20 protein-coding genes are annotated in these 24,156 nt (G+C 49.1%); 8 read left to right on the top strand and 12 right to left on the bottom strand.

The window, feature by feature from the left end:
* The first annotated feature begins 27 nt into the window (after positions 1 to 27).
* The gene (truB, locus tag NG795_RS03975; RefSeq protein WP_367287371.1) at positions 28 to 924 is read left to right on the top strand and encodes a tRNA pseudouridine(55) synthase TruB; all 897 of its coding nucleotides are present in this window, start codon (positions 28 to 30) and stop codon (positions 922 to 924) included.
* Positions 925 to 1,011: 87 nt separating this feature from the next.
* On the opposite strand, the gene NG795_RS03970 is transcribed toward truB, so the two are convergent.
* The 3 genes from NG795_RS03970 to NG795_RS03960 form a co-directional block, all read right to left on the bottom strand.
* Positions 1,012 to 5,292 (bottom strand): choice-of-anchor D domain-containing protein, encoded by a 4,281-nt coding sequence (locus NG795_RS03970; RefSeq protein WP_367287370.1) that lies wholly within the window; start codon positions 5,290 to 5,292, stop codon positions 1,012 to 1,014.
* Positions 5,293 to 5,966: 674 nt separating this feature from the next.
* Entirely contained in the window at positions 5,967 to 6,539 is a 573-nt protein-coding gene (locus NG795_RS03965) for a hypothetical protein (RefSeq protein WP_367287369.1), read from the bottom strand.
* A gap of 248 nt (positions 6,540 to 6,787) precedes the next feature.
* On the bottom strand, positions 6,788 to 7,276 hold the full coding sequence (locus tag NG795_RS03960) for an acyl-CoA thioesterase (protein ID WP_367287368.1): 489 nt from the start codon (positions 7,274 to 7,276) through the stop codon (positions 6,788 to 6,790).
* A 194-nt stretch (positions 7,277 to 7,470) separates the two neighbouring features.
* Between NG795_RS03960 and NG795_RS03955 the strand changes: the two genes are divergently transcribed.
* On the top strand, positions 7,471 to 8,298 hold the full coding sequence (locus tag NG795_RS03955) for a universal stress protein (RefSeq protein ID WP_367287367.1): 828 nt from the start codon (positions 7,471 to 7,473) through the stop codon (positions 8,296 to 8,298).
* Between the two features lie 178 nt (positions 8,299 to 8,476).
* On the opposite strand, the gene psbM is transcribed toward NG795_RS03955, so the two are convergent.
* The 8 genes from psbM to NG795_RS03915 all read right to left on the bottom strand — a co-directional run bounded on the left by psbM (position 8,477) and on the right by NG795_RS03915 (position 16,787).
* A complete protein-coding gene (gene psbM, locus NG795_RS03950) occupies positions 8,477 to 8,587 on the bottom strand; it encodes a photosystem II reaction center protein PsbM (protein WP_015147816.1) in 111 nt (36 codons plus the stop codon).
* 136 nt (positions 8,588 to 8,723) lie between these two features.
* On the bottom strand, positions 8,724 to 9,020 hold the full coding sequence (locus NG795_RS03945; RefSeq protein WP_367287366.1) for a 2Fe-2S iron-sulfur cluster-binding protein: 297 nt from the start codon (positions 9,018 to 9,020) through the stop codon (positions 8,724 to 8,726).
* Positions 9,021 to 9,232: 212 nt separating this feature from the next.
* A complete protein-coding gene (locus NG795_RS03940) occupies positions 9,233 to 10,792 on the bottom strand; it encodes a TolC family protein (RefSeq protein WP_367287365.1) in 1,560 nt (519 codons plus the stop codon).
* Between the two features lie 422 nt (positions 10,793 to 11,214).
* Positions 11,215 to 11,502, bottom strand: a complete 288-nt coding sequence (locus NG795_RS03935; RefSeq protein WP_367287364.1) for a PepSY domain-containing protein — start codon at positions 11,500 to 11,502, stop codon at positions 11,215 to 11,217.
* Positions 11,503 to 11,837: 335 nt separating this feature from the next.
* Positions 11,838 to 12,104 carry a hypothetical protein gene (locus tag NG795_RS03930; RefSeq protein WP_367287363.1) on the bottom strand — a complete coding sequence of 89 codons (267 nt, stop codon included), beginning with the start codon at positions 12,102 to 12,104 and terminating at the stop codon, positions 11,838 to 11,840.
* A gap of 53 nt (positions 12,105 to 12,157) precedes the next feature.
* A complete protein-coding gene (locus tag NG795_RS03925) occupies positions 12,158 to 14,416 on the bottom strand; it encodes a heavy metal translocating P-type ATPase (protein WP_367287591.1) in 2,259 nt (752 codons plus the stop codon).
* A gap of 330 nt (positions 14,417 to 14,746) precedes the next feature.
* Positions 14,747 to 15,811, bottom strand: coding sequence for a vWA domain-containing protein (locus NG795_RS03920; RefSeq protein WP_367287362.1), 1,065 nt, complete (start codon positions 15,809 to 15,811; stop codon positions 14,747 to 14,749).
* Between the two features lie 289 nt (positions 15,812 to 16,100).
* The gene (locus NG795_RS03915) at positions 16,101 to 16,787 is read right to left on the bottom strand and encodes a DUF4112 domain-containing protein (protein ID WP_367287361.1); all 687 of its coding nucleotides are present in this window, start codon (positions 16,785 to 16,787) and stop codon (positions 16,101 to 16,103) included.
* A 95-nt stretch (positions 16,788 to 16,882) separates the two neighbouring features.
* Between NG795_RS03915 and NG795_RS03910 the strand changes: the two genes are divergently transcribed.
* The 6 genes from NG795_RS03910 to NG795_RS03885 all read left to right on the top strand — a co-directional run bounded on the left by NG795_RS03910 (position 16,883) and on the right by NG795_RS03885 (position 21,929).
* Positions 16,883 to 17,650, top strand: coding sequence for a ChaB family protein (locus tag NG795_RS03910; protein WP_367287360.1), 768 nt, complete (start codon positions 16,883 to 16,885; stop codon positions 17,648 to 17,650).
* 208 nt (positions 17,651 to 17,858) lie between these two features.
* Positions 17,859 to 18,017 carry a rubredoxin gene (gene rd, locus NG795_RS03905; RefSeq protein WP_367287359.1) on the top strand — a complete coding sequence of 53 codons (159 nt, stop codon included), beginning with the start codon at positions 17,859 to 17,861 and terminating at the stop codon, positions 18,015 to 18,017.
* A gap of 30 nt (positions 18,018 to 18,047) precedes the next feature.
* The gene (locus NG795_RS03900) at positions 18,048 to 18,923 is read left to right on the top strand and encodes an SDR family oxidoreductase (protein ID WP_367287358.1); all 876 of its coding nucleotides are present in this window, start codon (positions 18,048 to 18,050) and stop codon (positions 18,921 to 18,923) included.
* Positions 18,924 to 19,063: 140 nt separating this feature from the next.
* Entirely contained in the window at positions 19,064 to 20,326 is a 1,263-nt protein-coding gene (locus NG795_RS03895) for a BaiN/RdsA family NAD(P)/FAD-dependent oxidoreductase (protein ID WP_367287357.1), read from the top strand.
* A gap of 48 nt (positions 20,327 to 20,374) precedes the next feature.
* Positions 20,375 to 21,505 (top strand): glycosyltransferase, encoded by a 1,131-nt coding sequence (locus tag NG795_RS03890; RefSeq protein WP_367287356.1) that lies wholly within the window; start codon positions 20,375 to 20,377, stop codon positions 21,503 to 21,505.
* A 37-nt stretch (positions 21,506 to 21,542) separates the two neighbouring features.
* On the top strand, positions 21,543 to 21,929 hold the full coding sequence (locus NG795_RS03885) for a hypothetical protein (RefSeq protein ID WP_367287355.1): 387 nt from the start codon (positions 21,543 to 21,545) through the stop codon (positions 21,927 to 21,929).
* A 74-nt stretch (positions 21,930 to 22,003) separates the two neighbouring features.
* On the opposite strand, the gene NG795_RS03880 is transcribed toward NG795_RS03885, so the two are convergent.
* The gene (locus NG795_RS03880) at positions 22,004 to 23,926 is read right to left on the bottom strand and encodes a hypothetical protein (RefSeq protein WP_367287354.1); all 1,923 of its coding nucleotides are present in this window, start codon (positions 23,924 to 23,926) and stop codon (positions 22,004 to 22,006) included.
* Positions 23,927 to 24,156: the final 230 nt, after the last annotated feature.

Genomic DNA, 24,156 nt, shown 5'->3' with positions numbered 1-24,156 from the left:
AGAACCCCCGAATGTTTTAAAGGTACTGTGGAAGGATTTCTGAATCTCAACAAACCCCCTGGCATGACCTCTCATGACTGCGTATCCCGGATTCGCCGACTGTTGCGAACCAAGCGCGTGGGACATGGTGGCACCTTAGATCCAGCGGCAACGGGAGTGCTACCGATCGCCGTGGGTAAGGCAACGCGCCTACTGCAATACCTGCGCCAAGAGAAAGCCTATCACGCAACCGTGCGTCTGGGTATCACCACCACCACCGATGATTTAGAAGGGGAAACCGTAACCTCGGCAGCAGTTCCCCAACTCACCCGGGAACAGGTTGAGGCGCAATTACCGCAATTTTTGGGGAAAATTACCCAAATTCCTCCTGCCTACAGTGCGATTCAGGTGCAAGGGAAGCGGTTGTATGACTTAGCAAGAGCAGGGGAAACCGTCGAAGTCCCGAGTCGTGTGGTAGAGGTCCATAATATCCAGGTGTTGGACTGGCGAGAGGGGGATTTTCCAGAAATCGACCTGGCGATCGCCTGTGGACCCGGAACCTATATCCGGGCGATCGCCCGGGACCTGGGTGCAATCTTGGAAACCGGCGGAACCCTCGCACATCTCACCCGAACCGAAAGCTGTGGGTTATCATTGAAAGAGAGTTTAACCTTTGAGGACATCGAAACTCAAACCAGTCAGGGGACATTTCAACTCATCCCACCGCATACGGTATTAGCCCATTTAAGTCAGATTCCTTTAAATTCTAGCGATGGTCGTCGCTGGTGCCAAGGTCAGCGGATTCCCCTCGCGGAGTTAGGGGAAATTGTGTCACCTCTGCGGATTTATGGAGAAGATGGGACATTTTTGGGGATTAGCGAGATTGAATCATCCGATGGCGACTGGGTTTTAGTGCCGAAAATGGTGTTTGAACCCGTGAGTTAATCACAAAAAAAGAAGCGGGAATTCAGATGAATTCCCGCTGAAGACTCTACCTAATAACAAATCCGGGTATCAACTGACAGAATTGCCTTACACGAAACTAAAGTAACTCTCCTGTAAGCTCAGAGATTCCACATCTTGAACCAAAGCAATCAATTCGGTGCGATCGCCCTGGGGTTGGACAATTGCCATTCCAGTTGGCATCCCCGCAGGTGTCGGAACTAACTGATAGTCATTCGCGGAACCCGGCAACTGGATGAAATCTTCTGTCGGGTTAAAGTTGACAATCCGCGTTGCACCCTGCTCGCTGAAATTGCCATAAAATACCTCATTGGCATTTCCTAGCACAAAAGTATCCAATCGGCTACCGCCAATCAACTCACTGGTGATCGCTTCTCCAGTTAAAATATCTGCCACCGGATTAGGCTGATTCCCTGAATGGCTCAACCCCCGCAATCCGCTAGTGGAGAGAGTGCCACTGAGGCGACCCTCTGCAAATCCATGACTCATCAAGTGAGCATACCCACTCCGGACAGTCCCCTGGTTAACCGCTTGAGCAACATCAAGGTTATTCGCTAGGTAGTTGCTATTACTAAAACCGCGACTGGGATTGCGACCCTCATTCATGCCAAATAACACAAAGTGTTCTAAGACACTCTTGAAACTCCCCGTTTCTACCGCTGCGACGACATCGGCATTCTGTTCGGCGTAGAATGCTGAGTCAAAGGTAGCAGCAAGAACCTCAAATGCCGGGAAGGGATTGCGACCCTCGGCAAGACCCACCATGACCAAATGTTCCAGTCCGTTGGTAGCCGTCCCTTGACTGACGGATTCGGCAGCATCAGGGTTTTGGGAGAGATACAAGGTCTCTAAGTCTTTTAATAACGGACTGGGGAACCGACCTTCGGCAAAGCCAAATTTGACAAAGTGAGCGAACCCACTGGCGAATGATCCGGCAGCAACCGCTTGGGCTACATCGCGGTTTTGTGTCAGATAGGTTTCAGCGAATACCTGACTCGGAGCCCGTCCTTCGGCAAAACCAAAGGCCGCAAAGTGAGCGCTCGCACTTGGGATAGTCCCGTTTTGAATGGCGAGGGCAACATCGGTATTCTGTGCCAGATAGTAGTCGGCATCAAACAGCGTCTTAGCGACATCGACCGAGGTTGGCGAGGGAGAAGTATTGCGATCGCTACTTGTGGTGTTTTCGGGAGTTCCACGAGTTTCTGCATCTTCAGAACTCCCCACTAATGAACCTGGGAAAATCGGATTGGAGAGGGGGTTAATTTGATCGCTTGGCTTGATTTTAAATTCAGGGGTCTGATTCTTCTGGGTCAAGGCTTCAGTCTCGGCGATCGCGGTAATCCGCGATGTTAAACCGTCTCCGGTATTCTTCGCTACCAGTTCCTCTAGGGATAATTCCCCGGAACCGGCTGCCAAGAAGTCTTTTGTCGTGCCATCAAGGGAGACTTTTTGAACCAGGGCGATCGCACCATTAATATCCGTCCCTCCATTCGCTACCGCTTGGGCGATCTGCTGATTCGCCGCCGCCATCACTTGCGCTGCGGATGACGCCATTGTTCGTAACTCATCCAAATTTACAGAGGGGTCACTCTCTTGAACCTTCTGCGCCGCACCTTCTATCACGGTTTGGAGTTGGGCGCTAGATGTGACATCAAAGCGGGTAACAGACTGCAAACTATTGGCGAGGCTTTTGACAACCATCCCCGCAATATCTGCTCGGGACAAGCTAGAAGCGCCATCGATTAAAGCCGCCGTCTGAGTCACTAAATTTTGCACCTGCACCATTGACAGGTTAATCGCTGCACCCCCCGCGATGTTTTGCTCCGTCGCCGCGATCGGGTCAAAGGTACTCAAATCCACATTATCCGGCAAGGATAACGCTTGTTTTACTTTGTCATTCGCTTCAAACGGAGACAATCCCTCATCAATTAAATCCGCCGTGATACTGGTTAACAGACTGACCATCAGAGAATCGGGCGTCGCTTTGAGCGGTGTTTCTAAGGGTAAGCCATTGGCGGTATCAATCCCCCCCACCACGACAATGTGACCTTCGCTCGCGTCGAGTTTACCATTGCCATTGCTATCAAAGGCTTCCAGGGATGCCTCAAATTTAAACAGTCCATTTTCGTCCGTTGTACCAACGGCTTCGTTCTCATCGCGCAGGCCATTTTTATTGGCATCAAAGAAGATCTCAGCATTGGCAATGTAGCCATCCATTGCCCACCCTTGGAACCCCCAAAACATCGGCATAAACGGGGGAAAGAAAAACCCCGGGTCCGGAGTCGTAGATACCCCCGTTTGGGCATAATTGACGATGTTCTGTCCTAGAGCACGATTGCGCCAATCTCCGGAAGGAGCGATCAAGTCATCCACAGGCAACGCTTCCCCGGTAGCTCCCTCAATTTTGACAATGATATCCTTGTAGTCGCGAGCCTGGGCGCTATTGCCATTAATGGGCTGATCTTCCCAACCAAAGGTGTTACCCTCTCCAGTGAGATCCACCATCTGTCCCTGAGTCGATTGAGTGGAAAACAGCGGAACGCGGACTCCTCGGAGGCGATTAGCGTCGCTCAACACATCCTGCACAGTGCCGTGGGGGAGAAGCATCATCGCGAATTTGGTCCCCGGTGTCATGTCGAAATTCTGACGCCCTTGATAAGCGCCTCCATTCCAGTTAAAGTCCCGAAATTCGTTGAAGGTGTCACTGAAACGAGCACCTTGCCAACGGTCCGAGATGACAACATGACCTTCGGACGAGCGGCTTAAGGCCCGCCTTGCGGCTTCTTGCATATATTCCGTAGATCCGATCGCCAGGTTCTCCATCCCTTCTACAGAGAACACAGCCATTTCTGCAATATTGCTACTGCCGTCAAACAGGAACTCTACGTTAATCTGACCCTCGTTGCCGACGACAAAGACTCCGGGGGGATTTTGTGCGGCGGGTTCGGAGGGTGCCGGGACCGGGACGGTGGGAGTGGGTCCGAGGATCGGTGACGTTGGGGAAGTCACCCCAGGTATGGCGGGGACAAGTGGATCGGTCCCAATGATCGGTGCCGTTGGGGAAGTCACCACAGGTATGGCGGGGACAAGTGGATCGGTCCCAATGATCGGTGCCGTTGGGGAAGTCACCACAGGTATGGCGGGGACAAGTGGATCGGTCCCAATGATCGGTGCCGTTGGGGAAGTCACCACGGGTATGGCGGGGACAAGTGGATCGGTCCCAATGATCGGTGCCGTTGGGGTTGGGTCCGTCACCACGGGGGCGGTTGGGGCGATCGGTGCCGTTGGGGTTGGGTCCGTCACCACGGGGGCGGTTGGGGCGGTTGGGGCGATCGGATCGGTCCCGATGATTGGATCTGTGGGGGTTGGGGAAGTCGGCACGGGTTCCACAGGTTCCGTTGGGGCGATCGGCACCGGCGTCAAGATCGGATCTGTGGGGGTTGGGGAAGTCGGCACGGGTTCCACAGGTTCGGTTGGGTAGATCGGATCCGGCGTCAAGATCGGATCTGGCGGTGGCGGTGGCGGTGGGAACATCATCCCAGGATCCAAAGGATTTGGACCTATCGGTCCATTCCCCTGAACATAAAAGGTGTAATTCGCTTCGTCTAGGTCGTTACTGCCTATACTAATTTGTGCCGTGCTAGGTCCGCTCACCCAAGGGGTAAAAGTAATTTCAAATGTGGTAGATTGACCGGCACCAATGGTATCCACTTCTAAAGTTTTCACAGTGAAATTGAGGGAATTTGGCCCGGTATGTGTTACCACAGGTCCACCAGATAAGCTCAAATTACTGGAACCTAAGTTCTCAATTGTAAAAGTTTTAACGATTGGACTGGCTATATCCGTCGTATAGCCAAAATCAGTGCCGTCCATCGTCGAGGGGGACCAAGCGTTGTTGGCGATCGAAATATTGTTCCCCTTGATATCGATTTCTGGCGGATTGATGAAGAACGCTAAATCTTGCTCGGCCCACACATTGCCGTAGTTAAAGATATGACTACCGCCCGTATAAGGGTTGTTATCGGCATAAGAGAATGACCCGAGTCCCTCGAAAATAACGGAATAGGTTTGTCCACTGGTTACCGTATAGGGCGTATCCAATTTAACGGTTTTCCAACCGAAGCCATCCGGGAGGACTAAACCCGTTTGCTGGTAAGCTGGCGTGCCTTTGGTGGAACCAACACCACTCCCATTAGCGCTGTTGTAAATTAATAAATTTCCGTTAAAAATACCGCTCCCAAAAACAGCGATTTCATTGAGGGTTCCATTTTCCGTAGCGGTAAAACTCTGTCCTTGATGATTGGTGTTTGTTCCACCGGCGATCGTCAATTGAGTAATCGGAGTAATCATAGGAATGCTTCTTCTTCTATGGGTAACATTGACAAGAAATAATTCAGTTCATTGGATTTGAACTGGCAAGGTCGAATTGATGGCCCAAGCCATTGGAAATTGGCACTCAGTGATGGCGTAGAGTGTCCTAGAATAATGCTGCCAAAATTAGGGGCAATGTTGACAATGCCATGACAGTCAGGATGCAGTTTTGTAATTATTGAATCCTTACATTTTCGGGTTCGCTGCTAGTCCCTCTCCCTCTATTTTGAATCCTAAATATCCAACTAATTCCGATGAGATGCTTCTGAATAAAGGACCCAATTCCTCAATCCCCGTGGAAAAGTTTCGGTTGACAACTCGGCAGGGGTCCTAAGTGGACTGGGTGAGGATTGGAGCTTTCTTACTGTTTAACCCTGTTTTTTGAATTGTACTGTATTTGCAAGGAAAAACCATGAGCCCGCTCACATCTTTATCATATCTTTTTAAACTTGACTTTTTACCCTTGATGTGCATTTTACCTTTAAAAGATTAAATTTATGAAAAAATATCCCCCTTTTTTAGATTGACAGGGGGAATCCTTTATGGTATGTGGAGGGGTAAATTGTTAACAATCTGCAATTTACATAAAAACCTGATGAATACCCGTTTCGGGGTGAACATCCGCTATTTTATTTTGAGAGAGAAAGAGTGGCTTATCGTCTAAAATCTAAAACATTAGAGCCTTGATTGGGGCGATCGAGTCCTGATTTTACCCATTGAATACAGGCTTGTTCTGATTTGAAGATTTTAGGTGCTGCGACATTTTGTAAATTATCCGGCTTATAGTGGTCGTAAAAAAACTTATCGGCCATTTGATAAATAATGATTAAATTTTCGCGATAGGTATAGCGATGTTTAAAGATGTCCAGACTTTCTTCGACATCAGAATGAATGTCTAAGTGTTCTTTGGCGATCGCAATAATCCCTTCGAGGCTACTGGAATGAATGCCTGCCGGATTATGAGCCTTATGCAAATTACCCCGATGTCCTAATTCTGAGAGCAAGTGATAGGAATAGATGGGGTCGCTATGGACGCTACCAAACAGATAAGGGATAATCAAGTGACCGCGATCGGCGATCGAATATTCGTAAAGTAAACGAGTCATGATGTTGGGGTCAGTCGGGTTGGGTAACCCAAATTTTATCATCTTGGGGAGGATGGGGGAGATGGGGAGGATTGGGGAGATAGTTTGTAGTAACGACTTCAGTCGTTGCTCTCGTGTCACGGCTGAAGCCGTGACACGCACAATTGGCGGCTGGAGTGCCTGCTTGGGGACGGGAGGCAAAGCATCTAAAGGGGCGTGACGTAAGCTACCGCTTCCGTCACGAGGAAACGACTAAAGTCGTTACTACAAACTATCTCTTCCCTCTCCCCTATCTTGCCCATCTGCCAAAGGGGCGTGACAGAAGCTACCGCTTCGGTCACGAGGAAACGACTAAAGTCGTTACTACAAACTATCTCCCCCATTTTCCCCTAGCGGGATAATTTAACTAAGGCATCTTTGACTGATTCAGGTAAGCGGCGCATGATGCGGCCTTTTTCGATATCCACGGTAACGAGAGTAACCACGCCAGTGAGGTACAACTCTTGTGCATCGAGGGACTGAATCTGATATTCCCAATTGAGGCGGACCCCATCCATTTCTAGCATCCGGGTTCTGACGACTGCCTGGGTGCCGAGTTTCATGGGTTTGTGGTAGCGCAAGGCTAACTCAACCACGGGTAAATCGCACCCCAGGGCGACTAAATCGGCAAAATTGACCCCGATCGCCCGCAAGGATTCGACTCGTGCTTCTTCCATCCAGGTTAAGTAGGTGCCATGCCAAACGATGCCCGCATAGTCGGTATGATGGGGATAGGCCCTGACAGGGTACTCGAACCATCCTTCTGGGGATTTTTCGCCCAGGCGGGCGATCGCCTGGGTTGGGGGGAGTTGGGGTTGTGTCTCTTTTTCCTCAGTCATGTTACAAATTGATCCAAAACTCTACATTTCTACAAATTTTCAGTAGGTAATAAGTCTTACATTATTAAAGATGAAATACCTAAATCGAGCAATCTCTGGGGTCGTTGACCTCGACCCATAGAGCGTGTCCGAAACGGAATCAATTCAGGGATTCATCCCTACATAGTATGCTGTTGTAGCCAGGAGCTAAACTTATGATCCAAAAAATATTAGTGGCAGTGGCAGGACGAGGACTCTGTGAAGAGATGGTCAAGATGTTGATGGACATCCCCTCGTTTCAAACCGCCTCCGTGACCGTACTGCACGTTGTGGCCCCGGAAGTAACCGCTGATGCTATGGCGGATAAGTTGGCAGAGGGTGGCAAAATCCTCGCCGATGCGGTCAAATTTTTGAATATCGACCCGAGCAAAGTTAACCCCCGTCTGAAGCAGGGAGACCCGAAAACCGTCGTCTGTGAAGTAGCAGAGGAAGAAAATGCTGACCTGATCGTGATTGGATCCCGCGCCTTGGGACGGTTGCAAGCAATTTTAGAAGGATCCGTGAGTCAGTACGTCTTCCAGCTTGCGTCCCGTCCGATGTTGCTGGTCAAAGATGATGTTTACGTTAAAAAAATTAAGCGCATTCTCGTCGCCGTGGACAAATCCGACTCAGCGAAACAATGTCTGGATTTGGCCCTAATGATGGTCAAAGATATTGATGGGGGACAGGTGGAGTTGGTCCATGTTTCGTCAAAACCTGTGGACAACCCAGAACAGGACCCGGTATTAGCCGCAGCGGTGGCGGAGGCGCGGAAATATGGCATTTCCTATCGCTGCCACACCCCGAAAGGAAAAGCGGGAGAAGAAATTTGTCGATTAGCGGATGATTTGAACGCGGATTTGGTGATGCTGGGTTCTCCCGATCGCCGTCCGAACATTGCCAAAAGCTTTGTGGACCTCGATCGCCTCTTAGGAGGGTCTCTGTCTGACTATGTGCGGGTTTATGCCAACTGTCCGGTGTTATTAGGTCGGACTTCTACCTAATTAACCCCCGGAAATTCCCATAAAAAAGGTGCCGAACGTTGCGTTTTGGCACCTTTTATTCAGGAGACCCTCGCCGGTCCGTGGACGCGATCGCGTCCCTTCCCGGCGACTGTCAGAGTTAGAACTTGAAGAAAGCACCCGGAACGGTTCCGAGTGCCAGACAAAGCCGCCCGTTAATTTAGCTCTCTTTGCTTTTGCTGGCGGTTTGAATGTAGAGGATCAACAGGAACACGGCTGGGACGAGCACAAAAAGAAGGCTTGCCACAAATCCTAGGTCGTTAACTTGCATAGAACCCCACTATTTTTTCAATCTTAAAATTCAATAAGATCAGAATATCATTATTGCTTGACTACGGTGAGGGTGATCGACCTAAATTCTTTCAACCCAGATCCTCGGTGTGGGGACCCTATATTCAACTTGGGGGTTAGGGCTTGGTTTTGACGCTCACCGGGCCATTCACCAGGGTTTGACAAGCCAAACGATAGCTGTTCGGCTTTTTCTTGAGTTTTTGGTTTTCTGCTGGAGTGCGATCGGAGAGATTTTCCATGCCTTCGACGACTTCGACAATGCAGGTGCCACATTGACCGTAACCGCCACAGTTCATCAATTTTCCGACAAACTTGTAGAGTTCGATTCCATTTTCTAAGGCTTTAAGCCGCAAGTTGGCTCCATCTGCCGCGACTACTTCCTTGTTTTCATCCACAAATTTGATATTAGGCACTTCTCTTCTCCATAGTTGCGATCGAGCGATACCGATTGGGGCCGATGAGTCGTGCAGGATTAGGCCAAGCCTTGGCACTGACTCAGGGCCGATGTTAGGTCCTCTCAAATTTTAGACCGTCATGTTAATTTCTGTAAAGACTGGCCGCATCCTGTGGGGGCAATTCACCAATTGCCCCGAGATTTCCGATCCAGGTTGGCCATTGCGCGAACTTAGGGCGTAGAAATCAAGCTTTCATTCACATTCCCGATCGCCCGTTCCATCGCTGCTAATGCCCGATTATAGGTGACGATCGCCCGCAAGCGGTTATTCTGCGCCCGAGTCAGTTCCGTTTCTGCCGTCAGCACGTCCGTCTGAGTCCCTACACCGGCTTGAAACCGCAACCGCGCCAGACGCAAACTTTCCCGCGCCTGATCCACGGCAATATTAGAGGTTTGGATATTCTCGAAGTTCGATCGCAAGTTGAAAAAGGCTTGCTCCACCTGTAAGCGAACTTGGTTGCGAAACTGCCCAAATCGCGTTTCTGCAATCTCAATATTCCGCTCCTCTTGAACCGCTCGCGCTCTAGCAGCCCCCCCATCATATAAATTCCACTGCACCCTACCCCCTAAGTTGTAGCCATCGGCCAAATTCAAATCATCCCCAAAGACTTCAACCGCGTTATAGCTGGCAAATAAATTGACTTGAGGACCCAGGGCAGACAAGGCAATCTGACGCTGATAATCCGTGAGTTCCCGCTGTAACAACAACTGCTCTAACTCCGCTCGATTTCTCAACGCCAGGACGATGCTATCTTCGAGAGACAAATTCCACAGCCCCGAAATTTCCACAGGTTCAGCAGCAGAAATATCCACCACTTGCGAAATGTTTAAAATCCGCGCAATTTCCCGGCGACGGATCCGCTGCTGGGCCCGCGCTTGGGTGAGGGCTTGGGCGGCATCGGCTAACTGGACCCTGGCTCTGAGCACATCAAATCTTGTCCCTAATCCTGCTCGTTCCAAGGCTTCAGCGTCTCGTAAGCTCTGTTCGGAACTTTGCACCGCAGAGAGGCTAATTTCTATTTGGTCATCGGCTTCTTGGAGGTTGTAATAAGCCTCGCGAACCTCTAAGCGCAAGTCAGCAAGCACCCGTTCTAGATCTAATTCACTGACGAGTAACTGGGTTTCGGCCAAGCCAATCTGACCCGATCGCCGCCCGGAATTGTACAGGTTATAGCTTAATTCCACGCCACCATCTAAGCTGGTGCTCCCGCCTTCTGGGGGTGGGGCATTGTCTCCTAACTGTTGTCTTTGTCGCTGATTGGCTAAATCGGCCCCGGTGGAATTGGATCGCGATAGGCTCGATTGCACGCTCAAGTTGGGATACAAGGCGGCGCGACTTTCTCGTAAGGCGGCGCGATTTCGGTCCACGGTTAAGAGGGCTTCTTGCAGTTGCTGGCTGTTCTGTTCCGCAATTTGCAGGGCCTGTTCTAAGGTCAAGGGTTGGGTGCCGACAATCTCAACTTCATCGGATTCCGTCGGAAACTGGAGGGGGTTAGGGTTAGGAGTCAGGTACTCCGGCACATTTTCTACGGGGGGGGTTACCCCTTGGGCTTGTAAACCCTCTCTGGGGGCAGTTTTGTCCTGGGTTTCCCCGGAGGGAGAGGCGGTTTCTGGGGCTGGACTGGGGAGGCGATCGCCTGATGCCTCAGTCTGTCCAAGACTTGCGCCGATATCGCTTAAGGCGATTAGCGTTCCCATACCCACAGTCATCAGATATCGAAAAGTTCCCATAAGTTTTTGATTCGGCGTGCAATTTAACAATACTTCCAGGTTCAGGTCAACACTTTTTAAGGTATAGCAGATCGCGATCTTTGCGATGAAATTTCATCTACCTGACTAAACGGCTGAAGATGCACCGGATTGGAATTGGCCAGGGCGATCGCAACCTGGGGTTCAAGGCTGCGCGGGCAAAGATAAATGGCTTTGTTTTCCCTTGCGCTCCTGATATTCCGGTGATTGACGCACAATCGCTCTTTTGAGTTGCACGTTTCATTTTAGCGGAGTTTTTTGGAGGATTCGAGTGGAGTTGTTTTAATCTTTAGTTTTTTCTCATTTGTTCAGGGTTTTTTAGGGTTGATTAAGTTGGGTTTATGTCTATCTGTGTTTCTATCCTAATATTTTCTTTGGCATTTTAAGGGATAATAGTGAGTTTTTTAGGCTCGGTTTTGTCGTTTTGGACGAGTTTGAAACCACATCATAATTCCGGTAACGGCAAGGGTGATTAATCCTAATCCGTTTAAAAGGGGATAAACGGGGGCTAAGTTTAGGGGCCCAAATATACCCTGATGGAGGTCGAGTAACCCCATAAATTGGGTGCGCTTTCCCCTCACTACAGCGATTTGATACAAGATTCCGGTACTGGCGGTCAGGAGGAGGGGTAAAATGGCGATCGGGGCCAGGATGCGGTGCAGTTTCCGTAATCGGGCTTTATTGATAGGCATGATTGTTCATGGATTGATAGAGAGATGGGGTGGGGAACGACAGCAAGTCGTTACTACGAACATCAGAGGGAACGACTGAAGTCGTTACTACGAACATCAGAGGGAACGACTGAAGTCGTTACTACGAACATCAGAGGGAACGACTTAGAAGATATTAGACTTCTTGCAAAATTCTTTAAAGCCCCCCTTCTTAAGGGGGGTTGGGGGGATCAATCCGGTATTTTGCAAGAGGTCTATTATTGTAAAGGATTGAGGTGGGGTTTGGGGTTGAAATAGGAAAGGACACGGGGGTGCCGTGTCCAGAGGGAAGATGCGATCGCTGAATTGATTAGGGATTAGGAACTTTCTTGCTCGTCGATTGGCGATTCGGTTTTCTTTTTACTGAATAAAAACCACCAGAGTTCTAATCCAATTAAAGTAACGCCTCCTCCCATCACCCCAGCTTTTACGGGTAAGGGTTGTTCAATTTTTTGCAATCCCTGGGATGGATTTCTTGGGTGTCCGGGCATTTCTGACATGGCTTGGACTCTTGCCGTTGTCCCCGTTGCCAAAACTGTGGCAACTGCCAGTAAAGGTAGCCAAATTTGGGATTTTTTTAACATAATTTCAGCCTGTTGTCAAGAGAATTTACAGATTTAATTCCCGAGGGTTTCACCTAGGAATGATGGGCTTTAAACTTGCGTAAGCGCAAGGCATTGGTGACGACGGACACCGAACTCATTGCCATTGCCGCACCGGCGAGGATGGGATTGAGTAACCATCCGGTAAAGGGATAAAGAATGCCAGCCGCAATCGGGATGCTGGCGGTATTGTAAATAAAGGCAAAGAACAGATTTTGGCGGATATTTTGAATGGTGGCTTTACTGAGTTGAATCGCGGTAACGATACTTTGTAAATCACCGGAAATTAGGGTAATATCACTGGCAGCAATGGCGACATCCGTTCCAGTCCCGATGGCAATTCCGACATCCGCTTGAGCCAAGGCAGGGGCATCATTAATCCCATCGCCCACCATTGCCACAATTTTACCTTCCGCTTGTAATTCTTTGATTTTATCCGATTTCTGCCCGGGACGAACTTCCGCAAAAACTCGATGAATTCCCACTTCTTTAGCAATCGCTTGGGCAGTTTGTTGGTTATCTCCCGTTAACATTACCACCTCTAATCCCAGGCGGCGCAATCCTCGAATGGCTGTGGCAGAAGAAGGTTTTAAGGCATCTGCTATTCCAAAGACTCCTTCAATTTGTCCATCGACGGCAATCCAAGGGCTAGTTTTGGCTTCAGATTCCCAATTTTCTTGATAGGTTTGTAAGGATTTGGTATCAATCCCTAATTCCTGCATCCAGCGTGGAGTGCCGATTTGGACGAGGCGATCGCTGACGATTGCCTGAACTCCCATCCCGGCAACGGCTTCAAAATTCGTAACGGCTGGAAGTGGCATTTCTACCCCTTGGGCTTTGGCATAGTCTACCACTGCCTCGGCTAAAGGATGCTCAGAATTACTTTCTACTGCTGCTGCTAATCGTAACAATTTAATCTCATTACTATGAGCAGTACCGCCAACGGTGACATAATCGGTTACCGTGGGTTTACCTTGGGTTAAAGTGCCGGTTTTATCTAAGACAATGGTTTGAATTTTATGAGCAAGTTCTAAACTGTCGGCACTTTTGATTAAAATGCCATTTTCCGCACCTTTTCCGGTTCCCACCATGATTGAAGTGGGTGTTGCTAATCCTAATGCACAAGGACAGGCAATAATTAAGACACCGACGGTGGTAATAATGGCGAGGGTGAGATTTCCCATGATGGCAAACCAGATGACAAAGGTGGCGATCGCAATCGCAATTACTACCGGAACAAAAAATCCAGTCACGCGATCGGCTAACCGTTGAATCGGCGCTTTACTCCCCTGAGCATCTTGCACCAACTTAACAATTTGCGCCAACACCGTATCCTTCCCGACGCGCAACGCTTTTAACTTAAAACTCCCGGTTTTATTCATCGTTGCGCCAATCACTTCATCCCCGGTTTCTTTCTTCACCGGAACCGATTCTCCCGTCACCATTGACTCATCAATTAAGGAAGAACCCTCCAAAACCGTCCCATCCACCGGAATTTTTTCCCCGGGACGGACTAAAATCACATCCCCGACCCCAACCTCTTGGATCGGAATATCAATTTCTTGACCCTGGCGAATCACCCGCGCTGTTTTCGCCTGCAATCCCATTAACTTTCTAATCGCTTCCGAAGTTTGTCCCTTGGCTCTATTTTCAAACAATAACCCCAGCAAAATTAAAGTGATAATCACGGCGGCAGTTTCATAATAAACTTCCGGCATCACCCCTTGAATTGTAAAAAATCCGGGGAAAATTGACACAAGCAAGGAATAGAGATAAGCAGAACCCGTTCCCAACGCCACCAGGGTATTCATATCCGCATGATGATGTTTAAAAGATTTCCAGGCACCCACAAAGAAGGACTTGCCACACCAGATAAAAACCGGAGTCGTTAGCGCAAATTGCACCCAAGGATGATGTAACCAAGCGGGAATAAAGGGAAAATCAATTCCTGTCATCATCGGCAGGGAACCCACCACCAAAATTGTGCTAATGATTCCCCCAAAAATTACCTTGCGTTGTAATTCTTGTTGTTCCGCTTGTCGGGATTTTTGTTCCGCATCAATGTCTCGCATCTCCAATTCTTGCATCGGTTCAGCGGTATATCCCGCATCAGAGACAGCGATTTGGATGCGATCGAGTTCCGTTTTTCGGGGGTTATACTTCACCCGCGCTTGTTCCGCGCTAAAGTTGACGCTACATTCTTCCACCCCAGGAACGCCTTGGATTGCTTGTTCAATCTGGGTTGCACAAGAGGCACAACCCATTCCTTTTAATCTCAAATTAACTGTTTCCATCATTCAAACTCTCTCGTGATAAGGGTTATTCAAACTTCCTGAGTTCATTGTAAACCTTCCCCTTCACTGGAGAGTCTACCCCCCTTAACAAAACTTCACATTTCCCCCGTCCCCTCCGCAAGTTCGTAGTAACGACTTCAGTCGTTCTTAATGTTCGTAGTAACGACTTCAGTCGTTCTTAATGTTCGTAGTAACGACTTCAGTCGTTCTCTTCATAGTCTTAAGTCCCCCAGCAAAGGTTAGAAACCGGGTTTCTTACAAAAATTTGGGATAATTTCCACAAGTTAAAGCAGAAACCCGGTTTCTAGTCCCTCAGCAAAACCGAAATCCCTACCGATCCCAATCGGCAACTTCATACAGAAACTTCGTACCCCCAAGCAACTTGCGATTATAAGAGGTACTTTGCACAAAAACGAGATACTTCTCCAAATTAGCCGGTTTAATTCGCACCGTTTCCCCCGGAGGTAATCCTAACATTTCTCGGGCAGATTCTCCTTCAAACAAATCCCCCGTCCCCCGATCCATCAAAATAATTTCTTTCTTCCCTTGAATCGTTTCAGTTTTCGTAAACTCATAAAACCCGCGCCCCCGTTGAAAAGTTAGACCATTTTCAACCACAAAATCTTTAATCGCGCAATTTTTATCAATATCCAATACTTGAAATCGCCCCGGAGTCACCGCACGCAAATCGGCAGATTCATGATAGAATTCTCCCTCCCGATTGAGCATGGTATTAAACATTTTGTTTAACCCACGACTCATCCGACCCTGTTCCGTGACTTCTGCTTCATAAGCTTGCAGTTGGTCATCAGAAGATTGCTGATAACAAACCGCTAAAAATAGGTCTGTAATATAAGCAAACTGGTCTAAATTAATATGAAATCCCCCAGACTTTTCTGCCAGTTCTTTATAGAAAAGTGTGGCATGAGACCGATTCAAGGCTTGGACGCCGTAAACGGGAATTCCCATTTCGGATAATTTCTCCAATTCCTTGCGCCAGTTCAATTTTTGAGGATTTTGAGCCGGTGCATGGGGAATATCATCCCCTATTAATACCAGGGATTTGGTACTGGCGGAACTCCAGGATAAAGATTGAGATTCATGCAAGACTAATTCATAACATTCCGGTGCATCTCCCCCTCCGGTTGCTTCGACATTTTGCACAAAGTCGCAAATTTTATCCACATATCCCGATAAATCTAAGTGTTTAGTAACGTAGGTTTTGCCCGCGTCGCAGTAGTCACCGTGAGCAATGATTCCGATCCGAATTCCGGGGATTTCATCCAATAATCGGGTGATGCTTTGTTTGAGGTTTCGGCGAACTTGGGTGAGACAAGGATACATACTCCCTGTGGTGTCAAAACTGAAAACAACATCAATGGTTTTAACGCTCATTCGGGTTTCTCCTCTAGTCATGAGAGTTGGAGTTATAGGCGAGTTGATAGCCGGTTTCCCTGGTGTTTTGGTTCCGGGTAAGGAGCAAATAGGGCTATGTCTTTACCCGGTTTCTACGCCTTTATAGTCTCATTCTATCTAATGTTGATGTTTTTGTCAACACTTTTAAACCCCTGAGTTGGCTAAAAGTTACTTGGCACAATCAATGCAGGATTTAGGAGAGATAAACCTGGAGGATTTGTAGGGTTAAGCAGACACTTTCCCCGTCATTTCCAATAGAAAAATCCCTCTACTGGAGGATGGCGCTGATAATGGAACTGAGGATCCAGATGCCGACCCCGACGATCGCAAAGACGGCAAGCATTAACCCACCCAATAGCAGCACAATAAATAGGGTGTCGGCTTTTTCTTTTTTGTCCGAGATGGGGGCATCTAAGTGAGTTTCTAACAGTTCCATATTGCGGACATTGGCTTTCCATGCAGCATCAAATAAATCTCCGACGATGGGGACTGTTCCAATCAGAGTTTCTAGGAGGATGTTGGAAACCATTTGCACTAAACTTTTCCGGGGGACTCCTATCTGGGCAGCGCTGAATACAATGTAAGCGGAGAGTAACGCACCGGCAATATCGCCCCCTGCGGGGAGGAGTCCGAGGAGGGGGTCGAGTCCAAAGCGAAAGCGGGTTCCGGGGATGCGAATGGCGCTATCCAGGAGATGACTGAGGCTGCGGAGGCGTTTGAGGGTTTTGAGTTTTGGGTCCGTTGGAGTAATCATGGGCGAGGGTAAATAAGGGGTCGATAACTGATTTCCAATTATGACGGAAGAAAGGGGCGACTGAGTTGCGCGATCGCCGCCTAGGAAGAAATCCCCAGAGGATTTGGTTGGGGTGACCCTCTCGATTTTGTATAGAAATACAGCGGTTTTACTGAGGAATGCGGCAGATGAGAATCGGGGAGGCGATCGCTCAAATCCCAAGGATCACCCTCTCGGTAGATTACAGCAGTAGGGGTGATTTTGCTATCCTCCAGGTGGTGAATCAGCCGATATAAACCTTAAATTAGGACATTAAAATGCCTGAAGACTATAAAGCACAACGCACGGTTTCTGCTATTTTTCAAGAACAACAGCAAATTGATAATGCAATCCGCCGTCTCATCGATCGCGGGATTCCCCAAGACCATATTTCTGTCATGGGGAAAAATTTTCAATCCAATACTCGCATCACCGGATTTATTACTAAAAAAGATGTGATTTTAGGAGGACTCAGAAGCGGGGCGATCTTCGGGTCTCTGTTTGGTTCATTTTTGAGTTTACTCACCGGAGTGGGAGTATTATTTATTCCCTTTCTCGGTCCTGTGGTGGCGGCTGGACCCCTCTCTGCGGTGTTATTAGGGGCGGCTTCTGGGGCGATCGCCGGAAGTGCGGGGGCCGGATTAGTTTCCCTCTTCGTTGCCTTGGGAATGCCGGAAGAAAAAGCAGCCGTTTATCAAACTCGTTTAGAAGCTGGGGAATTTCTCGTCATGGCGGAAGTTCCTGAAGGAAAATCCGGCGAAATTCACCTGCTGCTGGAAAGTGCTGGAGGACAAGAACTTGCCATTAATTCTATGACTTTGCCTCGTCCTTGCCCGGGATCTTGCAACAGTCCAGAAGATTTATCCCCGGAAATCCGCACCCATCTATCTCCTGATGCTCAAACCACTTTTATTCAACGGTATAATGCGGTTTTCGCCGAAACTAACGACTCGCTGAAAGCTGAACACGCTGCATGGGAAACCATTCATCGGGAGTATGAAGAAGATGAAAATGGGGTGTGGTCTAAATCTAAGGTGACTGTCTAGGATTTTATCACAGATAAGGAGTGCGAACGCACTCCAAAAAAGTTAGAGCATCAACCGTAAATGTAGAGGCAATTCGCAAATCGCCTCTACATTTATGGTTTTATGTTAATGATGGCCTAAGCATTGTTAAATTTTTGTAAGGAATTGAGAGAAATTTGGGTTTATATGATTTAATCAGATTAACCGACTTTCATAAAGGGGGAACCCCATGCAACAATATCTCTGTACTACCTGCGGCTATGTTTATAATCCCGAGGAGGGAGACCCGGACTCGGGAATCGATCCGGGAACTGCATTTGAAGACATCCCTGATAATTGGGTTTGTCCGGTTTGCGGGGTGTCTAAAGAAGATTTTGAACCCGTTTAACTGTCCCTTGATGAAATTTATTTCCGGTTCATGAAAAAACTTTTAATTACTGGATCGAGTGGATTTTTGGGCTGGCATATCTGTCAATTGGCTCAAGAAAAGTGGCAGGTGTTTGGAACCTATAATTCTCATGAAATCCCTATTCCCGGTTGTCAGTTGATGCCGGTTGACTTAACGGATTTTCAAGCCCTGAAATCCCTCTTTTTAGAAATTCGTCCCGATGCTGTGATTCATGCGGCAGCTCAATCTCAGCCGAATGTTTGTCAAACCTATCCCGAGGAATCCTACAAAATTAATGTCACTGCGGCGAGTGATTTGGCGGGATTATGTGCAGATGCTGAAATTCCCTGTGTTTTTACCTCGACGGATTTAGTTTTTGATGGGTTAAATGCGCCTTATGCTGAAACCGATGCAGTTTGTCCGGTGAGTCGGTATGGTGAGCAAAAGGTGCAGGCGGAGGTGGAAATGGGCGATCGCAATCCGCAAACAATTGTTTGTCGAATGCCCCTGATGTTTGGGGAGGGGGGACCCGCTGCCCAGAGTTTCCTCCAGCCGATGTTACAAACTTTGCGATCGGGACAAGAATTAGCCTTATTCACCGATGAATTTCGGACGCCAGTGAGTGGAAAAACTGCGGCCCAAGGGTTATTGGTTGCCTTGAAACAGAATGAAAAATTGCTGCATTTAGGAGGAAAAGAGCGGGTTTCGCGATATGGGTTTTTTGAGCAAGTGATTGAGATTTTGGAGGTGGGGGAGGGGCGGATTAAACCCTGTCGGCAACAAGATGTAAAAATGTCAGCCCCCAGACCCCCGGATGTGTCTTTGGATAGTTCTAAAGCCTTTAGTTTGGGATATAATCCGTTACCGTTGCGATCTCAGTTAGCTGAGTTAGTGGGACGGGTTTGAGGGATAGGACAAGAAACCGGGTTTCGGGCGACAGTTGTTGCTAATTATCAGAGATTTGGGAAGAAACCCGGTTTATGAGTTTTTTCTGAGTTGGTGGAAAAAGAGGACAAACTGTGGGACAATAGCAGTTTTGAAGGGAAATGCAAGGATTTAAGGTAGTGAACGATCGCCCGGTGAAGGTGGTAGTAATTGGTGGGGGTGCAGCGGGTTTTTTTGGAGCGGTTAATTGCGCTCAAAACCATGCTCAGAGTGAGGTAACAATTTTAGAAGCAGGAAGACAACCCCTATTGAAGGTGAAAATTTCCGGGGGAGGACGATGCAATGTGACTCACGCTTGCTTTGATCCGGGGATGTTAGTCACCCATTATCCCCGAGGGGGTAAGGCGTTGCGGGGGGCATTTTCCCGGTTTCAAGTGCAGGATACGGTGAACTGGTTTGAAAGTCGCGGGGTGAAGCTGAAAACTGAGGAAGATGGGCGGATGTTCCCGACGACGGATGATTCTGAAACCATTATCCATTGTTTGATGCAGCAGGTGCGAGAATCGGGAGTGAGACTGCGGACGGGGGTTTCCGTGGTGGATGTGCGTCGCCTCTCTCCCGAGGAAGGTGAGAACGGGGGGGGATTTGAAATTGTCTTGAAGTCTGGGGAAATCATTGCTGGCGATCGCCTCCTGTTGGCAACGGGTAGCAATCCTCTCGGATACAAAATTGCCCAATCCCTGGGACATCAGATAGAACCGCCAGTTCCTTCCCTGTTTACTTTTAATATTACGGACCCTCGCTTCCAGGATTTAGCGGGAGTAGCGGTGAAAATGGCGCGAGTCCAATTACGGGAGGCTAAATTGACCCAAACCGGACCCGTTCTGATTACCCATTGGGGTCTGAGTGGTCCGGCGATTTTGAAACTTTCCGCATGGGGGGCGAGGTATTTATATAACCACAAATATCAGGCGACTCTAACCATTGATTGGTTACCGCAGTATAATCCGGAACTGTTGCGAGAACAGTTACAGGCGGTGAAATCCCAGTTACCGCGCAAGGCAGTTGCCACGAGTTGTCCTTTTCCGATTCCTCGCCGGTTGTGGGAACGGTTGTTAGCATCCAGGGGAATTGATATGGAAACACGCTGGGCGGAAATTTCTAAAAAAGCGATTAATCAGGTGGTGGAAGAATTGACCCGAGGGGAGTATCAAATCCAGGGCAAAGGGGTGTTTAAGGATGAATTTGTCACCTGTGGCGGGGTTTCTCTGAAAGAGGTGAATTTTAAGACGATGGAGAGTCGCTGTTGTCCGGGGTTATATTTTGCTGGGGAAGTGTTGGATATTGATGGGGTGACGGGAGGGTTTAATTTTCAAAGTGCTTGGACGACTAGCTGGTTGGCGGCGCAGTTGTTGGGGAGTTGAACCACGGATTTTCACGGGTTTTTACGGATTTTTACGGAGGTTTTGGTGATGAGGGAAGAGACGGATGTTTTTGTGTTTTTGGAAATTTTTTCCCGGGAGGGGGGGATTCAATCTTATGTGAAGGATATTTTGACGGTGTATGGGGATTGGGCGTCCCGTCAGGGGAGGGTGGCACAGGTGTTGTTGTTGCGGGATGGTCCGGATTGTGAGAATCCGTTGGAGGGTCATCCGGGGTTGCAATTTCAGTATTTAAAAACCTTGCCGCCGATGTGGGGACGGGTGAAGTTGGCTGGAGTGTTGGCAAATCGGCTGGTTTTGCACCGTCCGAGGCGGGTGTTTTGTGGTCATATTAATTTAGTGTCCTTGGTACAAGGGTTGTGTCAACCGTTGGGGATTCCTTATACGGTGTTGACTTATGGGAAGGAGGTATGGGAACCATTGCCGAAGATGGCACAATCGGGGTTGCGGCAGGCGAGTCGGTTATGGACGATTAGCCGATACAGTCGCGATCGCGCTTGTGCGGCGAATGGATTACAGCCCAGTCGCTTTGAGTTACTGCCTTGTGCGGTGGATGAGAGGCAGTTTACGCCGGGTCCGAAACCACCAAAGTTGCTAGAACGCTATGGGTTACGGGGCTGTAAGGTCTTGATGACCGTGGCGCGTCTGTGGTCTGGGGATATCTATAAAGGGGTAGATGTGACAATTCGGGCGTTACCCGAGATAGCACAAGCCCAGCCTGATGTCAAGTATCTAGTCATTGGGCGGGGGGATGATCAGCCGAGATTACAGGGATTGGCGCAGGAGTTGGGAGTGAGCGATCGCGTGGTGTTTGCCGGGTTTGTGCCCACGGAGGAGTTAGCCCTCCATTATCGGGTGGCAGATGCCTATATTATGCCCTCTCAGGAGGGATTTGGCATCGTGTACCTGGAGGCAATGGCTTGTGGAAAACCTGTGCTGTCTGGGGATGCCGATGGATCAGCGGACCCATTGCAGGATGGCAAATTGGGTTGGCAAGTGCCCCATCGGGACCCCCAGGCGGTGGCGGCTGCCTGCATTGAAATCTTGCGGGGAGAGGACCGCCGCTGTGATGGGGACTGGTTGCGCCAGGAAACGGTAGGGGGGTTTGGTACGGATGCCTTTACTCGGGGGGTCAAACAACTGATAGAGTTTACTGAGTAGGATAGAGGTATTGGCGATTTTCTGTGGGAGTCAATTTGTGAATCAAAACAGTTATAAATCCTTGTTGTTGAACCTATCCGACCTGAGTCGGTGGTTGATGCCGGTATTTATCGTATGGGTGTTGATTTCGATCGGGTTGGGATGGGTCGTGAAGTCGATTTTAATCTTAATCGTGGCTGTTACCCTGCTGCCGGTGATTGGCTTTTTTGGCTTGCGGTGGTGGTTGAGTCGGAACCTGATTGTGGATCAGTGTCCGGTGTGCAGTTATGAACTGACGGGACTGAATCAGACCCAACTTCAATGTCCCAGTTGTGGGGAACCGCTGATGGGAGAAAAGGATCATTTCGTGCGGTTGACCCCCCCGGGGACCATCGACATTGATGCGATCGAGGTATCGGCAAAGGTGATTGAGGAATCGAAGTGAAGGAGGCGATCGGGGTTGAGAGAGGGGAATGGACGATTCCCCTCAAGGGCGATCGCATTGTGTTGGGATGGCATTTAGGGTTTGGCCTCCCATTCGGGTCCGGTTGGGGTGGTCCGCAACCGCCAGGTGCCCAGTTGGGGTTCTGTAACTTCTAAGAAGCCACTATTTAGGGGTTGCCGAACATAAGGACTTTCTAAGACTGGCCAATTTTCCAGTTGCCGGGGTTTACCGTTAATGGTGGCGATCGCGATCGCACCCTGGGGTTTGTATGTCATGGTCAGTTCGTCCCCCGCAAGACTTTTATACTCTAACCTGCCCTCGGTTTCCCAAGCCTCATCTCTCACCTCAGTTCGATCCAAGGCGCGGATTAAACTATCAAAAGTAGGATACTCTGTGACCCTCGCCACATCCACGATCCAAGCCGTTTGACTGCCGATCGCCGCTAAAGCTTGATAAGCGGCGTGTTTCTCATCAACCGGGATTTGTAAGGCCATGTCATCTCCCCAGGCCCGGGCCACCACCCAAGTTTCTTGAATGCGCCAAATATACCAATCTTCATGGCGACGAGGTTCTCCATATCCCATTGGTAAGACGAGGTGCGACTGGGCCGGAACTCCTGCCTCCACATCAGATTTAGTGAGAATTTGCTGATAAATTACCGCACTTCGTTCCTGGAGATATTGGTCTCCGGGGGTTTTTCCCGTCGCCATTGGGGAATGATAGGTTCCGCCCAGACTGACTACGGGATTATTCACTCCATTGGGGTCGCGAATTACGAGTTTATAGGTGGCATATTGCGCGCGGATTGTGCCTTCAACTCGATAGTCGCGAGAGCCTTCTAACAGAGTACCAACGGTATAATCGGGGGTGACGTAGAAGGTTTCCCAGAGGTGATTATCGGCATGGTAGCTGTAATAGACGGGATGACTGGCTTGGACCGAGAAGGGGAGGGGAACTTGCTTGTGAGCGATTGCTCGTAAATGTTCCGGAGGACGATAGGAACTCAGACTCGGGGCCAAGGCGAGTCTGGCATGGTTTAACTGCATGGCATCGGCGATCGCCTGATCATTAGTACCATTTGGAGTTCCCCACCAGATCCAGGCCACCGCACTCAATCCATTATTCCAAGTCTGGCGATCAAACCCGCGACTTTCCGCCCCACCAGAGGTTCCCCAACTCAGGCGCAAAGCCATATTCGTGGCATACCAGTCTAATAAAGCCGTCGCTAATTCCTGCAGTTCTGGAGTTTCGGCAAAATCATACAGATTGAGTAATCCGGCAATGCTGTAGCCGTAATAGGTCGAGGAATGAAATTCTCCTTGACCTATTGTGAGAAACTTATCCAGTTGCGATCGCAACCAAGCCTCATTGGTTTCCGCCACATGGGGGAGTTCCACCGGAAACCCGCTGCCATCCATCAGGGCCAAACCGGAAACGCGCTGCATAAACCCATGATTTTCCGTACCCCCTTCCTGCCACTCCTCGATCCGAGAACGGGTTAACATACTTTGGTAAGAGGCCTTTACCGGGTCCGGGAGACGGTGGCGATGGAGGAAGAAAATTCGCACATCTAGCATACTGCGAAAATGATACAGGTCCGGGCGTTCCCGTTCCAATTTTAACAACATATCCCAATTGGGTTGGGAGTCATAATCCTCCGGCAAACTGAGGCGGGCTAAAATAATAGGCAGCAAATATTTATGAGGGTCGCCAATGTCATTTCTGCGCCACCAGCGATCGCGTTCTTCCAAATTTGGACGGGCGATTCTTTGTCGAATTAGTAAACTCCTGCGTTGAAATTCCACCTCCGTTGGATCTAAACTCGAATAAGGAGGAAGGCGTTGGAGCTGGGTGCTTCTTTCTCGCAGTTCTTCTTTTTGTGCGTTGGTCCATTGGGTAAAATGTGCGCCGGATTCAAGAGTCTGGTTTTTCAAGGAAAGGCTGGCGCAACCATTCAGTGCGATCGCCAGAAATAGATTAACGACCCAATAACGCATTTGGATTAATAAAAATAAAAGAGCAATGAGGGACAAGTCTGTGCCTATTTTAAAGGGGAAAGGGTGGAGTTGCCGTAAGTCGAGCGATTTTTCCCCCCGATCCCCAGTGAACCAAATCTTGGGGATTTCACCCCGGATCACAGGTCCCGTTGATGGAGAGCCCTTGGAGACAGACCCTGATCCCTAACTCCAGCCGGGGTGAGATCCCTAAGCTCCTCAGACCCCTTGTA

Origin of the sequence: Laspinema palackyanum D2c (assembly GCF_025370875.1) — a bacterium.
Taxonomy (GTDB): Bacteria; Cyanobacteriota; Cyanobacteriia; order Cyanobacteriales; family Laspinemataceae; genus Laspinema; species Laspinema palackyanum.
This window is presented reverse-complemented; position numbering and strand designations above follow the sequence as displayed.